The organism is Sphingobium sp. JS3065 (genome assembly GCF_026427355.1).
Taxonomy (GTDB): Bacteria; Pseudomonadota; Alphaproteobacteria; order Sphingomonadales; family Sphingomonadaceae; genus Sphingobium.
Genome location: NZ_CP102664.1, coordinates 1458074 through 1472589 on the forward strand (window position 1 = coordinate 1458074; position 14516 = coordinate 1472589).

The window sequence follows — 14516 nt, forward strand, 5'->3', positions numbered from 1 at the left end:
GAAGCAGCAGGAGAGATAAGATGACCGTTGCCCGTCACTATATCATGCATGCGAAGGAAGGCATGGACGCCGCCCTGGAAACCGCCTTGCGCGCCATCGCGGATGCGGTTCGCCCCCTGCCCGGCTGCGAAGGCGCGGAGTTGCTGCGGGACATCGGCAATGAACGGCGCTTCGTCCTGATCGAGCAATGGGCCGCTGTCGACGCGCACAAGGCAGCAGGCGGAATGCTGGACAAGGGGTTGTTCGCACCGATGATGGCAGCGCTGGACGGGCCGCCGGACGGGGCCTATCTGGACTATCTCATTCGCTGAGGGCCAAGGCCCGTTCGAATACGGCCTCGAACATGTCCGCTGTCAGGCGGCCGGTATTCTGGTTGTAGCGCGAACAGTGATAGCTATCGATCAGCATCTTTCCGCTGGGCATGCGATGCTCCGCCAGATGGGAGAAGCGCGCCTTGGGCAGCTTGCCGCCCAGCACCTTCACCGCTGACTGATGCGCGATCTGGCCCAGGGCGATGAAGACCCGCGCATGGGGCAGCGCCGCGACGGCAGGCTTCAGGAAGGCGCGGCAATTATGGATTTCCTCCGGCAGCGGCTTGTTCTGCGGCGGCAGGCATTTGACCGCGTTGAGGATGATGACGTTCCGCAGCCGCAAGCCATCGTCCGCTCGCCCATCATAGGCGCCTTCGGTCAGGCCGAATTTGCCGAGCGTCGCGAAGAGCAGATCGCCCGCATAATCTCCGGTAAAGGGCCGCCCGGTGCGGTTGGCGCCCATCTTGCCGGGCGCCAGGCCGATCATCGCGATCCGGGCCAGAGGATCGCCGAAAACCGGCACCGGCGCATTCCACCAATCGGGATGCTCCGCCCGGTTTTCGCCGCGAAATGCCGCAAGGCGCGGACAAAGCGGACAATCATGCGGCGGCTCGCTTTGCGGGATAGGGCTTTGCAGCGTCATGGCGACGGGATAGGCGCTGTCGGATGGTCAAGACAAGCACTCGTCATGTTTATGCGCTCGCATTGGGATCGAACCGGCCCCTGTCGGCCCGGTTGACGCCCGAACGCCTGCTGAAAGAGGCTGTCCGCCGGATCGCGGAACGGGACAAGGTTCTGGCGGTGGCCCCCATCATGAAGACGCCGCCGCTGGGGCCGTCGCGGCGGATTTTCGCCAATGGCGCGCTGCTGGTGGAGAGCGGCCTGCCGCCTGAGGCGATGCTCCTGCACTTGCAGGCGATCGAGCGCGGCCTGGGACGGCAGCGTTTCATGCGCTGGGGCGCGCGGCGTCTGGATATCGACATCATCCTCTGGTCGGGCGGACGCTGGAACAGCCGGTCGCTGCATATTCCGCACCCGACCTTCCGGCAGCGCGACTTCGTGCTGACGCCGCTTTGCGCGATCGCGCCGGAATGGCGTGATCCGGTGTCCGGCCTTTCCATACGCCATTTGCACGTCCGCCTGCGAAAAGCGATTTCTGGAGGTTGACCAGCCGCATCGCCCCCTCTAGTGCGTGCGAACCTCAGGACATGAGGGCCCTTAGCTCAGTCGGTAGAGCAACTGACTTTTAATCAGTAGGTCGCTGGTTCGAATCCAGCAGGGCTCACCACCCCCACCCTTGTAAAAATCGTCATCTCGGCATGGGCAAGTTGCGCCATTTCGACAAATGAGGCGCGTTCCGTGTCGCAGCCCGCTTCGCCACTCGTCGCAAATCGATTGCCTTGTTCCGGCTGCCGGGCGAATAGCGGAAGGGACAGAATGAGGGGCGAAGGTTCATGAAATTGGCGTCGTTTGTTTGCGCGTTCGCGATGGGTGCGGCGCTTCTGCCCGCGGCGGCCATTGCCGACGATCCCAATGATCCGACGATGCGGAGCGCTGCGGCGCGCGCGCGGGACAGCGCCATCATCAAGCGCATGAACCAGCAGCAACTCGCCTATGTCCGCCAACGCGACGCCCGGAACCGCCCCACCTACCGCGTGCGGCAGAGCGACCGCGACGCCTATGCCGATGCCCGCGCCGAACATGCGCGGAAAATGGCGGCGTGGCGCCATGCGGTCGCCGCCTGCAATGCGGGACGCTGGGAATATTGCGACAATTAAGTCGCCCTTTCCCTTATCGCCCCTATCGCAACAGGGCGATCACAAGCGCGGCGAAGCACCATATTTCGGCCGAAACCAACAAACCGAACAGGATGCCGAACATGGCGTCAGGCTTCGATGCGTCCATCTGCCCTCTCCGTTTCTTTCTGCAAGATGAACGGCTTAACCCTGCATCCGGTTCCAGGAGCGTTTGGCCGCAAGGCTTCGGTTCACCGCATCGCGCGGAATATATGTTCCGTTGCTCACGGGCTTCGCCGATGCCGATCCTGGCGAGCTGAAGTCCGACCATGCGGGCATCGTTCTGATTGTCAGGCAGGTTGGCCAAGTACATTGGCCGGTCACCCATCGACGCCCAACAGTCGAGGAAAGCGGGGGATGTCCAGGTGGATTCAGCATGGGAATCGGTGGTCGACATCGAGTCGCTTGCGGCGTGGATGAACCACATGCCGGTTCGCCGGAGATGCGCCATGCCATGGGGCTGGCCCGCGCCTGCGCCGGGAAGGCGGGCGACAGGCTCCACGGCCACGCCATCCGACTTTTCGAGCGGGCACAAGCGCTGATCCGCTGACATGAAGAGGCCCCCCTTTTACCCATGAACTCGACTTCACCGGAAAGCCGATGCAGGTGTTCGGCGGCATCGGCATGGCGAGCGACTTTCCCCCCGCCGCCGCCTTCATGAGCGCGCGCTACCTGCGCTTCGCGGACGGCCCGGACGAGGTGCACATGTCGCAGCTCGGCAAGCTCAAGATCGCCGAACTGAACCAACTGCCGGTGCGTTGAGGTCGGCCGGGACGGGCAGGACCGTTCGGGCCGGGACGGTCAACCCATCGAAGGACCGGGGAAGATCATCGCCGTTGATGTAAAGGGTAAGGCCCGACTGGCGGAACCGCATCGCCAGACAATGGCGGTCGGCGTCTTCCCACTGCGCGACGGTCAAGGGCTGGCCCTGCTCATCCAGCCATTCGACATCGGCTTGCGAAAGCCAATGCGTATCGCAAAGGTCCGGCTGCGAGGCCCGGAAGCTGGCCATGGCGAAGGCGTGCGCCTCCATCTCCCGGTCACGCCCGGCCCAGTCGATCCAGCCGATCGCATTGTCCTGCGCATAAGCGTTGTTGTTGCCCTGTTGGGATCGGCCGAACTCGTCCCCCGCCGTCAGCATGATCGTGCCGCGCGAGCAGAACAGCGTGCCGAGCAGAGCCTCGATATCCCGCCGCCGGGCCTTCTGCACGACAGGCTCGTCGGTCGCCCCTTCGACCCCGTTGTTCCAACTGAAATTCTCGCCATGGCCATCGCGATTCTGCTCGCCATTGGCCTCATTATGCTTGTGCGCATAGGCGGTGAGGTCCGCCAGCGTGAAGCCGTCATGGGCGGCCAGGAAATTGACGGTGCGGGTGGCGGGAGCATCGCCGAATATGTCCGACGATCCGGCAAGGCGCGTCGCCAGCGCGCCGATCATGCCGCGATCCCCGCGCCAGAAACGCCGCAGATCGTCGCGATAGCGATCATTCCATTCCAGCCACCCCGCGCCGAAATCACCAAGCCGATAGCCGCCCGGCCCGATGTCCCACGGTTCCGCGATCAGGACGCGGCCGGACAAGAGCGGGTCGGCCCGCATCGCCTCCAGCAGCGGCGCCCGCGGATCGAAGCCGGTCGGCAGCCGCCCCAGCGCAGGGGCCAGATCGAAGCGGAAACCGTCCACCCCAGCCCGGCTGACGAAATGGCGCAACGAATCCAGGATCAGCCGTTGCGAGACGGGATGGTTGCAGTCGATGCTGTTGCCCGTCCCCGTATCGTTGATCAGGCGGCCATCGGGTTCATGCCGGAAATAGCTGCGCGCATCCAGGCCGCGCAGCGAAAGCGTAGGCCCCAGAGCATCGCTTTCCCCGTCATGATTATAGACCATGTCCAGGATCACGCCGATCCCCGCCGCGTGCAACGCCTCCACAGCACCCCGCAATTCCGCCATGCCGCCGGGCGCCAGACGGGGGTCGAGCGCGAAAAAGCCGACCGGATTATAGCCCCAGGCATTGCGCAGCCCCAGCGGCCCCAGATGCCGCTCGTCGATCCAGGCGTTGACCGGCATCAATTCCACCGCCGACACATGCAGGCGGCGCAGATGATCGATCACAGCGGGATGAGCCAGAGCGGCGATGGTCCCCCGCTGCGCCTCCGCTATGTCGGGATGCAGCATGGTGAACCCACGGACCTGCACTTCGTAGATCAAGCCGCCGGGGCGAAACAACGGCGGCATGGGGTCGACCGGCGGCAGCGGCGTCCTCACCACGCCCCTGGGCATCAGCGGCGCGGTATCGCTCCCCTCCCCGCGCCGGGCGGCCAGGGCGGGATCATGGGCGAATGCCCGGTCGATTTCCGTCGCATAGGGATCGATCAGCAGCTTTTCGGGATCGAACCACAGGCCTGCAGCGGGATCATAAGGCCCGTCCGCGCGGAAGCCATAGCGCGCCCCCTCCCCCACGCCCGGCACATCGATGAACCAGATGTCCGCATCTTCCCGCGCCATCGGCAGGCGCGTTTCCCGGTCATCGGCATCGAACAGGCAGAGCCAAAGCTGCTCCGCATCGGGCGAATGGACGCGAAAACGGGTTCCCAGCGCATGGATTTCCGGCCCCGGCGCGGCCCGCTTCATGCCGCCTCTTGGACAAGCGCCCGGAACAGTTCGGCATAGCGCGCCGCGCTGCGGGTCCAGGAAAAGTCCGCCCGCATCCCCGCCCGTTGCATCGCCTGCCAGTCCGGCTTGTGCGCGTGCAGCCGGATGGCCCGCGCAATCGCGCCATGCAGCGCCAGCGGATCGGATGGCGGGAAGACGATGCCCGTCGCGACCCCCGCGCTGACGGCGGCTTCGTTGGCGTCGATCACCGTATCGGCCAGCCCGCCGACCCGCGCCACCACCGGCACGCAGCCATAACGCAGCCCGTAAAGCTGCGTCAGGCCGCAAGGTTCGAAGCGGGATGGGATCAGGATCGCATCGCCGCCCGCCTGCATCAGATGGGACAGCGGCTCGTCATAGCCGATCTGCGCGCCTACCCGTCCGCGATGCCGGTCCGCCGCCGCCAGAAAAGCGCCCTCCAGCGGATGGTCGCCCGATCCCAGCACCGCCAGCTTGCCGCCAAGGCCCACCAGATGATCGATCGCGCCCATCACCATATCCATGCCCTTCTGCCATGTCAGGCGGCTGACGATGATGAAGATCGGCGCGTCGTCGCGATCCAGGACGAAATGCGATTCCAGCGCCCGGCGATTCGCGTTCCGCCCGCCCAGCGCCCGCGCGCTGAACGGCTTGGCGATCAGCGGATCGGCGGCGGGGTTCCAGATGGCGGTATCGACGCCGTTCAATATGCCGTGCAGCCGGTCCGCCCGCCCGTCGATCAACCCGTCCAGCCCCATGCCATGCACCGGAGAGCGGATTTCGTCGGCATAGGTGGGGCTGACGGTGGTGATGGCGTCGGCGGAGACCAGACCCGCCTTCAAATAGCCGGTGCCGCCATAATATTCGACCCCGTCGACACCCCAGGCTTCGGGCGGCAGGCCGAGATGGGGGAAGACATCCGCGCCGAAACGGCCCTGAAAGGCCAGGTTGTGGATCGTCACCACCTTGGGCACGGCATGGGCGGGGCCGAAGCGCATATAGGTGGCGGTCATCGCCCCCTGCCAGTCATGCGCATGGACCAGATCGGGCCGCCAGCCCTTCACCCCTTCAGCCGCTATGTCCGCGCCTGCGCGGGACAGGGCGGCGAAGCGTTTCCAATTGTCGCCCCATTCCCCGCCAGCGGAATCGCCATAGGGACCGCCTTCCCGCGCGAAGAAATCCGGCGCGTCCAGCACCAGCAGGTCGAGATCGCCCAGCTTGGCGGCCAGCAGCGTGGCAGGGGCGCCGAACAGCGCGTCATAGCGCCGCACGACCTTCGCCTTGCCCAGCCGCGAGAGAATGGAGGGATAGCCCGGCACCAGCGTCCGCACGGCAATATCATGTCCGGCCAGCGCGCCGGGCAAGGCGCCCGCCACATCGGCCAGCCCGCCCGTCTTGACCAGCGGATAGATTTCGGAGGCGACCGAAAGCACCTGCATCATAGCCGTCTTGCTCAAGGATCAGTCCACCAGCCGTTCGATCATATATGGGGTGATCAGCGTCACGCCGCTGTCGGTGCGCCGGAAACGCCGCGCATCATGGTCGGGATGTTCGCCCACGATCAGGCCGGGCGGGATGATGACCCCCGAATCCAGCACGCATTTATGCAGCCGCGCCCCGCGCCCGATCACGCAGTCCGGCATGATGACGCTTTCCGTGACGGAGGAGAAGCTGTGCGTGCGCACCCCGGAAAAAAGCAGGCTGCGATGGAGCGACGACCCCGACACGATGCATCCGCCCGCGACCAGAGAGGATGTGGCCGACCCGCGCCGCCCCTCCTCATTATGCACGAACTTGGCGGGCGGGGTGACTTCGGAATAGGTCCAGAGCGGCCAGCTGCGGTCATAAAGGTCCAGCGAGGGCACCACGTCGGTCAGGTCGACATTGGCCTGCCAATAGGCGTCGATGGTGCCGACATCGCGCCAATAGGGCACCGGCTCGCTTTCGGCGCGCACGCAACTGTTGGAAAAGCGGTGGGCGACGGCTTTGCCATGGGCGACGATATGAGGGATGATGTCGCCGCCGAAATCGCGCTTGCTGTGGGGATCGGCCGCATCCCGCCGCAATTCCTCGATCAGGAAGGCGGTGCGGAAGACATAGATGCCCATGGACGCCAGCGCCACGCCCGGACTGCCCGGTATATGCGGCGGGTTCTTCGGCTTTTCGACGAAGGCGGTGATGACGTCCTGCTCATCCACATGCATGACGCCGAAGCCGCTGGCTTCCTTCACCGGCACCTCCATGCAGCCGACAGTGACGTCCGCGCCGCTGTCGACATGCTGCTGCAGCATCAGTTCATAGTCCATCTTGTAGACATGGTCGCCCGCCAGGATGACCATATATTCGGGCGCATAATCCTCGATGATGTCGATATTCTGGAACACGGCGTCGGCCGTGCCCTCATACCATTGGCTTTCCGACACGCGCTGGCTGGCGGGCAGGATGTCGAAGCTTTCGTTGCGTTCGGGCCGCAGGAAGTTCCAGCCGCGCTGAAGGTGCCGGATCAGCGAATGCGCCTTATACTGGGTCGCGACGCCGATGCGCCGGATGCCGCTGTTCAGCGCATTGGACAGCGCGAAATCGATGATCCGCGCCTTGCCGCCGAAATGGACCGCAGGCTTGGCGCGGCGGTCGGTCAGTTCGGCCAGACGGCTGCCGCGTCCCCCCGCCAGCACATAGGCCATGGCGTCACGGGCGATCGGCTGGTGTCTTGGCTGCATCGGCCTCTTCTCCTTCATCCCCGCAGGCGCTTGGCTTCCGCCCGTCGGTCTCAATAGTCCAGTTCCAGCATCAACGTGCCGAAGGGCGGGATGGTGACATGGGCCCATCCTTCCTCATCGGCGGTGACGATTCCCATATTCCCCGCGCCGCTGCCGCCATATTCCGCCGCGTCGCTGTTCATGATCTCCCGCCAGCGTCCGCCCGACGGCAGGCGCATGCGGTATCCATGGCGCAAGTGCGGCGTGAAATGGCTGATGACGACGATGGGCGCGGCGCCGGGCGCGCGCCGGACCCAGGCGAAGACCGAATCCGCCGCCGCGTCGACCAGCACCCATTCGAACCCCTCCACCTCGCAATCGCGGGCATGGAGCGCCGGGCGGGAACGGTAGAGGCGGTTGAGGTCGCCCACCAGCAACTGCACGCCCAGATGCGGCTTGTGATCCAGCAGGTGCCAGTCGAGCGCCCGTTCCTCGCTCCATTCGTCGCGCTGCGCGAATTCCTGCCCCATGAACAGCAGCTTCTTGCCGGGATAGCCCCACATCATCGCGTAATAGGCACGCAGGGTCGCGAATTTCTGCCAGTCGTCGCCTGCCATCTTGTGCAGCAGGGACGATTTGCCGTGCACCACCTCGTCGTGGCTCAGCGCCAGCACGAAATTCTCGGTAAAGGCATAAAGCAGGCCGAAGGTGATGTCGTCATGATGATGGGCGCGATGCACCGGATCGCGCGCCAGATAGCGCAGCGTGTCGTGCATGAAGCCCATATTCCATTTGAAGCCGAAGCCCAGGCCCCCTTCATGGACGGGGTGGGAGACATTGGGCCAGCTCGTGGATTCCTCGGCTATGGTCATGATGCCGCCATGGGCGCCATAGAGCGCCCTGTTCATCTGCTGGAGGAATTCGACCGCCTCCACATTCTCCCGCCCGCCATGCTTGTTGGGAATCCACTCCCCTTCCTTGCGGCTATAGTCGAGGTAGAGCATCGACGCGACGGCATCGACCCGCAGCCCGTCGACATGATAGCGCTCCGCCCAGAACAGCGCGTTGTTGACAAGGAACTGCGCCACCTCGCGCCGCCCGAAATTGTAGATGGCGGTGTTCCAGTCCGGGTGGAAGCCCTTGCGCGGGTCTTCATGCTCGTAGAGGGCCGTGCCGTCGAACCGCGCCAGCCCATGGGCATCCGTCGGAAAATGCGCCGGCACCCAGTCCAGGATGACGCCGACCCCCGCCCGATGCGCGCCGTCCACGAAGCGGGCGAAACCCTGCGGATCGCCGAAGCGCGCCGTCGGGGCGTAAAGGCCGGTGGTCTGATAACCCCAGCTTGGATCATAGGGAAATTCGCTGATCGGCAGGAATTCGATATGGGTGAAGCCCATGCCCACCACATAGGGGATCAGCCGGTGGGCCAGCGCATCCCAGGTCAGGAAATTCCCGTCATCGTCGCGCTGCCATGACCCGGCATGCACTTCGTAGACGGCGATGGGTTCGCGGCGCGGATCGGCCCTTTGCCAATGGGCGCGGTGGCGCTCGTCACCCCAGACATGATCCGGCGCCGCCGCCACGATGGAGGCGGTCGCGGGGCGCAATTCGGACCGGAAGGCGAAGGGATCGGCCTTGAGCGGCAGGGTTTCGCCGTACGGCCCGACAATCTCGAACTTGTAGGCGCTGCCGACGCCCACTTCGGGCAGGAAGATTTCCCACACCCCGGCATCCTGCCGCCGACGCATCGGCCCCCGGCGGCCGTCCCAGCGATTGAAGTCGCCCACCACCGACACGCGCCTGGCATTGGGCGCCCAGACCGCGAAATGCGTGCCCTCCACCCCTTCATGGGCGATGACATGCGCGCCCATCTTGTCGAACAGCCGGGCATGCGATCCTTCGGCGAAATAATGATCGTCCATCGGCCCCAGAACCGGGCCGAAGCTGTAGGGATCGATCAGACTATATTTGCCGCCGTCGGCATAGCTGGCATGATAGCGCAGCGGCTGGCGCTTGCGGATCGACAGCCTGCCGAAGAACAGCCCCGCCGGATCGATCCGGTCGAGCGTGCCGACCGCCTTGCCGTCCAGCCGGTACGCCGTGACGCTGACCGCTTCGGGCAGCAGGACGCAGGCGGTGAAGCCCTTTCCAGCCGGATGGACGCCAAGCGTCGCGAAAGGATCGTCCTCGCGTCCTTCCAGCAGCCGGGCGATCTGTTCCGGCGTCAACTCCACGCTAACTGCGACCTCCCGTCAAACCGGCACCTTCCAGATTTCGCGTGCATATTCCCTGATCGTCCGGTCGGAGGAGAACCATCCCATGCGCGCCACATTGTGGATCGCCATCTTCGCCCACAGCGCCTGATCGCGCCACATCGCATCCACCCGCCGCTGGGCGGAGGAATAGCTGTCGAAATCGGCGGCCACCATGAACCAGTCATGATCGTAGATACCCTGCACCAGATCCTTGTAGCGATCCGGATCGTCCGGTGAAAAGACGCCGCTGGCGATAGCGTCCAGCGCCTGCCCCAGTTCCCGGCTCTGCGCGATGACTTCGCGTGGTTGATATCCCTGCGCGCGCCGTTCGTTCACCTGCGCGGCGGTCAGGCCGAAGATCACGATATTCTCTTCACCCACATGGTCGCGCATCTCGACATTGGCGCCGTCCAGCGTGCCGATGGTAAGCGCGCCGTTGACCGCGAACTTCATGTTGCCGGTGCCGGACGCCTCCATGCCCGCGGTCGAAATCTGCTCCGACAGGTCCGCCGCCGGGATCATCACCTCCGCCATGCTGACATTGTAATTGGGCACGAACTGCACCTTCAGCAGGCCCTGCACGGCGGGATCGTGATTGACCGCCCGCGCCACATCGCCCGCCAGCTTGATGATCAGCTTGGCATTATGATAGCTGGACGCCGCCTTGCCGCCGAACAGCTTCACGCGGGGCACCCAGTCCTTTTCCGGGTGCGACCGGATCTGGTCGTAGAGCGACACCGCCTCGACGATGTTGAGCAACTGCCGCTTATATTCGTGGATGCGCTTGATCTGGATGTCGAACAGCGCCGCCGGATCGATCCGCGCATTCACCCGCTGCCGCAGCAGATCAGCCAGCGCCACCTTGTTGGCGCGCTTGACGCCCAGGAACTTCTCCTGAAACCCACTGTCGTCGGCGAACGGATCGAGATCGCGCAACGCTTCGGGATCGTCCATGAAACGGTCGCCTATCGCTTCCCGGATCAGCTCGAACAGCCCATGATTGCACTGCATCAGCCAGCGGCGGAAGGTCACGCCATTGGTCTTGTTGTTGATCCGCGCCGGGTAAAGCCGGTGGAAATCGGCGAACACCGTCTCCTTCATCAGCTCGGTATGCAGCGCCGACACGCCGTTCACGCTATGCGACCCGGCGAAGGCCAGGTTGCCCATGCGCACCCGCCGCTCCCCGCCTTCATCGATCAGGGAGATGGTGCCGATAGCCCGGTCATCGAAATGGCCCGACCGCCGCGCTTCGCCCAGCAGGCGGCTGTTCACCGCATAGACGATCTGCATGTGCCGGGGCAGAAGCCGCTCGAACAGGGGCACCGGCCAGCTTTCCAGCGCTTCGGGCAGCAGCGTGTGATTGGTGTAGCTGAAGACCCGCCGCGTCAGTTCCCACGCCTCATCGAAATCCAGCCCGTGATGATCGAGCAATATCCGCATCAACTCCGCCACCGCGACGGCGGGATGGGTGTCGTTAAGCTGGATCGCCGCCTTGTCCGGCAGCGTCCGCACGTCGCCGAAATATTGGATGTGCCGCCGGACGATGTCCTGCAACGAAGCGGAGGAGAAGAAATATTCCTGCCGCAGCCGCAATTCCTGCCCCGCAGGCGAACTGTCGGCGGGATAGAGCACCCGCGTCAACGCCTCCGCCCGGTTGCTCTCGGTCAGCGCACCCAGATGGTCGCCCGCATTGAACCGGTCGAGCAGGATCGGGTCGATCGGCTGCGCTTCCCACAGCCGCAGCGTATTCACCCGCTTGCCCCGCCAGCCCGCGATGGGCGTGTCATAGGGGGTGGCGATCACCCGCTCGGCGGGCCGCCAGCGCATCTGGTGCGGGCTGGCATCCTCATTTTCCGACGGATCGACCCGGCCGCCAAAGCCGATCTCATAACTCGCCTCGCGCCGCTCGAATTCCCAGGGATTGCCATGCGTCAGCCAGGTTTCCGGCAGTTCCACCTGCCAGCCGTCCGAAATCTCCTGCCGGAACATGCCGTTCACATAGCGTATGCCATAGCCATAGGCGGGCACGTCGACCGTCGCCATGCTCTCCATGAAGCAGGCCGCCAGCCGCCCCAGACCGCCATTGCCCAGCGCCGCGTCCGGTTCCAGCGCGGCGATGATGTCGATGTCGACGCCCAGCGAAGCCAGCGCCGCCTGCATGTCGTCCAGCATTTCCATGTTGGACGCGGCGTCGCGCATCAGGCGGCCGATCAGGAATTCCAGGCTCAGATAATAGACCCGGCGCCCCTGTTCCTCATAGGTTTTCTGGGTGGAATCGATCCATGCATCGATCACCCGGTCGCGAATGGCCAGGATGACGGCGTGCAGCCAGTCATGCGGCTTGGCCGCCTCCGCATTCTTGCCGATGCGATAGGTCAGCCGCTCCACGATCTCATGGGCAAGAACCTGGGGATCGACCTGCCGGGGAGCCGGTTTGGGAAGAGTGGATTGGCCTTTGAGGTTCATGGGCGTGCCCCTTTTGCCGCGCGTTCACAGGGATGATTGCATGCCCCCTGCCCCTCGCCAACAGCAAATTTTGCAGCGCAGCAAATTTAATCGGGATTTCCCCGCCGGTCGATGATCGCATCACGCAGGCCGCGCCGCAATTCGGCCCGCACCGGATGGACGTTGGAGGGGAAATGCTGGGTCATGAAGATGCCGATCAGCCGCTCCACCGGATCGATGAAGAAGAAGGTCGAAAACACCCCGCCCCAATAATATTCCCGCGTCCGCAGATCGACCGCAAAGCCCAGCCCGAAGCCAAGCCCGGCATAGTCCGCCTCGCTGAACATGGAGGATGACAGGCTGGAAAGATCACGCCCGTCCGGCAGGTGATTGGCATGCATCGCCGCCACCGTTTCCGGCGTCAGCAGGCGGGCCCCGTCCAGTTCCCCGCCGCGCAGCAGCATCCGGGCGAATCGGTGATAATCCGCCATGCAGGACACAAGGCCGCCGCCGCCCGAACGCAGGCGAAGCGGCCTGCGCCATCCGCTGCGCGAACCGCGATCATAGAGGGACAGGGTTCGATCCTGCCCCAATTGCCAGGCGTCCGTCATCCGCCCGACGCGATCCTCCGGCAGTTCGAAGAAAGTGTCCGCCATGCCCAGCGGATCGAAGATGCGCTCCCGGAAAAACCGCTCCAGATCGAGGCCGCTCAGGCGCTCCACCACGACGCCCAGCACATCGGTCGACACCGAATAATTCCACCGCTCGCCCGGCGAAAATTCCAGCGGCAAAGCCGCGAGCGCGGCGATGAACTCGTCCGAACTGCGCTTCTGCTGAAATTCGTCCAGCCCCAATTCCCGATAGCGCGCATCGATTTCCGTCTGCCGCTGCAAGCCATAGGTAAGGCCGGACGTATGCCGCAACAGGTCGATCATCAGCATCGGCCGCGCCATCCGCCCGCCATCGGCGCCCACCGCCAGACCGGCAAATTCCGGCAACGCCTTCGCCACCGGATCGTCCAGCGCGACCAGCCCCTGCTCCACCAGCATCATGAAGGCGACCGACGTCACCGGCTTGGTCATGGAGGCGATGCGATAGAGCGCGTCCTCGCGAAGCGGCTCCCCCGTCTCCCGCGCCACGCCGCTGTGGACGGAGACAAGCGGCCGCTCATCCCGCGACACCAGCAACTGCATATGGGGCAGCTTGCCGGACGCGACATAGGCGCCATGAACATGCTCGGCCAGCGCCTGCAATTTTCCGGCGTCCATCCCCGCCGCCCACGCAGCCGCCGCGTCCACCTGCCCGATAAGCTGCATCGATCCTCCTGCCGGCCCTCCTATGGCAGAAAACGAAGTTCATTCCATCACCGTCATCCCGCAGTCCTGAAATCAATGTCCCGAACCTCCGTCCCGTGCGCGTAGGCGGCGTGGACCAATTCGGAACTCGCCGGACCGATTTGGGGTGGAGAGCCGTCATTCCTTATCCCTCTCCCTGGAGGGAGAGGGCTGCGAAGACTTGGCAGCTTGCTGCCTTAGTCGTAGCTGGGTGAGGGGGTGCGATCCACAGGATCGCGCGGGCCGCAGGCCCGCTCCCCCTCATCCAACTCCGCCTAGGCTCCTTCGTCGCCAAGGCTCCATATCCTTCTCCCTCGAGGGAGAAGGAATGTCTTGGGTTGGCCATTCCCCAACATTCCGAATTTGCCCCCCTGGCACCGGCAAGCCCCCCTTATAAATCCCAAAGCCCTTCCACCGCTTGCCCGTTGCAACGCCCCCATCGGCCCTTTATGCCAGCCCCCTGATACCACTGGACGCAAGCTCTTCATGGCTACCGGCCTTTCCGCCATCTTCCTGAACAACCGCCCCGCCCTGCTGCGCTTCCTGCGCGCCCGTGGCGCCGGGGAAGCGTCCGAAGACCTTTTGCAGGACATGTGGATGAAGCTGGAGGAAAAAGACCTCGGCCCCATCGCCGACCCGCTGCCCTATCTCTACCGCATGGCGAACAATCTGATGCTGGACCGTTATCGCTCCGCCACCCGGCGCGAGCGGCGGGAACAGGATTGGGCGGAGGGCGCGGGCGGCGTCATGGCCGATCCGTCGGAGGATATTGGCATAGACGAACGGCTGATCCTGACCGAAAGGCTGGAGGAGGCCCGCGCCGTGCTGCGCTCGCTTGGCCCCCGCGTCGAACTGGTGTTCCGCCGTTTCCGCATCGAGGGCGTCGGGCAGAGGCTGATCGCGGAGGAACTGGGCGTCAGCCTGACCACGGTGGAGAAGGATCTGCAAAAGGCCTATCGCGCCATGATCGCGCTCAAGCAGAAAATGGATACGGAATGAGGGCGGCGGCGGCGTCTGGCTCAGATGAGGGGCTGACATGAACAGGGC

14 protein-coding genes and 1 tRNA gene are annotated in these 14516 nt (G+C 64.7%); 7 read left to right on the forward strand and 8 right to left on the reverse strand.

The window, feature by feature from the left end:
* Positions 1 to 20: 20 nt before the first annotated feature.
* Positions 21 to 311, forward strand: coding sequence for a putative quinol monooxygenase (locus NUH86_RS06985; RefSeq protein ID WP_267251755.1), 291 nt, complete (start codon positions 21 to 23; stop codon positions 309 to 311).
* Here NUH86_RS06985 and NUH86_RS06990 read toward each other — a convergent pair.
* Positions 301 to 954, reverse strand: a complete 654-nt coding sequence (locus NUH86_RS06990) for a uracil-DNA glycosylase (RefSeq protein WP_267251756.1) — start codon at positions 952 to 954, stop codon at positions 301 to 303. The two genes, NUH86_RS06985 and NUH86_RS06990, sit on opposite strands and share 11 nt — an antisense overlap.
* 23 nt (positions 955 to 977) lie before the next feature.
* On the opposite strand from NUH86_RS06990, the gene folK reads away from it, so the two are divergent.
* From folK to NUH86_RS07005, 3 genes are all read left to right on the forward strand, one after another.
* A complete protein-coding gene (folK, locus tag NUH86_RS06995) occupies positions 978 to 1478 on the forward strand; it encodes a 2-amino-4-hydroxy-6-hydroxymethyldihydropteridine diphosphokinase (RefSeq protein WP_267251757.1) in 501 nt (166 codons plus the stop codon).
* 45 nt (positions 1479 to 1523) lie between these two features.
* Positions 1524 to 1599, forward strand: a tRNA-Lys gene (locus NUH86_RS07000).
* Positions 1600 to 1765: 166 nt separating this feature from the next.
* Positions 1766 to 2089, forward strand: a complete 324-nt coding sequence (locus NUH86_RS07005) for a hypothetical protein (protein ID WP_267251758.1) — start codon at positions 1766 to 1768, stop codon at positions 2087 to 2089.
* 22 nt (positions 2090 to 2111) lie between these two features.
* Here the strand turns inward: NUH86_RS07005 and NUH86_RS07010 are convergent, their stop codons facing one another.
* A complete protein-coding gene (locus NUH86_RS07010) occupies positions 2112 to 2504 on the reverse strand; it encodes a hypothetical protein (protein ID WP_267251759.1) in 393 nt (130 codons plus the stop codon).
* A gap of 15 nt (positions 2505 to 2519) precedes the next feature.
* On the opposite strand from NUH86_RS07010, the gene NUH86_RS07015 reads away from it, so the two are divergent.
* Together NUH86_RS07015 and NUH86_RS07020 are read left to right on the forward strand one after the other, a co-directional pair.
* The gene (locus NUH86_RS07015; RefSeq protein WP_267251760.1) at positions 2520 to 2657 is read left to right on the forward strand and encodes a hypothetical protein; all 138 of its coding nucleotides are present in this window, start codon (positions 2520 to 2522) and stop codon (positions 2655 to 2657) included.
* Positions 2658 to 2707: 50 nt separating this feature from the next.
* The gene (locus NUH86_RS07020) at positions 2708 to 2869 is read left to right on the forward strand and encodes an acyl-CoA dehydrogenase family protein (RefSeq protein ID WP_267251761.1); all 162 of its coding nucleotides are present in this window, start codon (positions 2708 to 2710) and stop codon (positions 2867 to 2869) included.
* Here NUH86_RS07020 and glgX read toward each other — a convergent pair.
* From glgX to NUH86_RS07050, 6 genes are all read right to left on the reverse strand, one after another.
* The gene (gene glgX / locus NUH86_RS07025) at positions 2832 to 4736 is read right to left on the reverse strand and encodes a glycogen debranching protein GlgX (protein WP_267251762.1); all 1905 of its coding nucleotides are present in this window, start codon (positions 4734 to 4736) and stop codon (positions 2832 to 2834) included. The two genes, NUH86_RS07020 and glgX, sit on opposite strands and share 38 nt — an antisense overlap.
* Positions 4733 to 6178 (reverse strand): glycogen synthase GlgA, encoded by a 1446-nt coding sequence (gene glgA / locus NUH86_RS07030; RefSeq protein ID WP_267252048.1) that lies wholly within the window; start codon positions 6176 to 6178, stop codon positions 4733 to 4735. Before glgA ends, glgX begins: the two co-directional genes overlap by 4 nt.
* Positions 6179 to 6196: 18 nt before the next feature.
* Complete coding sequence (gene glgC, locus NUH86_RS07035) at positions 6197 to 7456, reverse strand: glucose-1-phosphate adenylyltransferase (RefSeq protein WP_267251763.1); 1260 nt, start codon at positions 7454 to 7456, stop codon at positions 6197 to 6199.
* Positions 7457 to 7506: 50 nt separating this feature from the next.
* A complete protein-coding gene (glgB, locus tag NUH86_RS07040; protein WP_267251764.1) occupies positions 7507 to 9669 on the reverse strand; it encodes a 1,4-alpha-glucan branching protein GlgB in 2163 nt (720 codons plus the stop codon).
* A gap of 18 nt (positions 9670 to 9687) precedes the next feature.
* On the reverse strand, positions 9688 to 12156 hold the full coding sequence (locus tag NUH86_RS07045) for a glycogen/starch/alpha-glucan phosphorylase (RefSeq protein ID WP_267251765.1): 2469 nt from the start codon (positions 12154 to 12156) through the stop codon (positions 9688 to 9690).
* 86 nt (positions 12157 to 12242) lie between these two features.
* On the reverse strand, positions 12243 to 13451 hold the full coding sequence (locus NUH86_RS07050) for a serine hydrolase domain-containing protein (protein WP_267251766.1): 1209 nt from the start codon (positions 13449 to 13451) through the stop codon (positions 12243 to 12245).
* Positions 13452 to 13955: 504 nt separating this feature from the next.
* Here NUH86_RS07050 and NUH86_RS07055 point away from each other — a divergent pair.
* Complete coding sequence (locus NUH86_RS07055; protein ID WP_267251767.1) at positions 13956 to 14468, forward strand: RNA polymerase sigma factor; 513 nt, start codon at positions 13956 to 13958, stop codon at positions 14466 to 14468.
* The last annotated feature ends 48 nt before the right edge of the window (positions 14469 to 14516 follow it).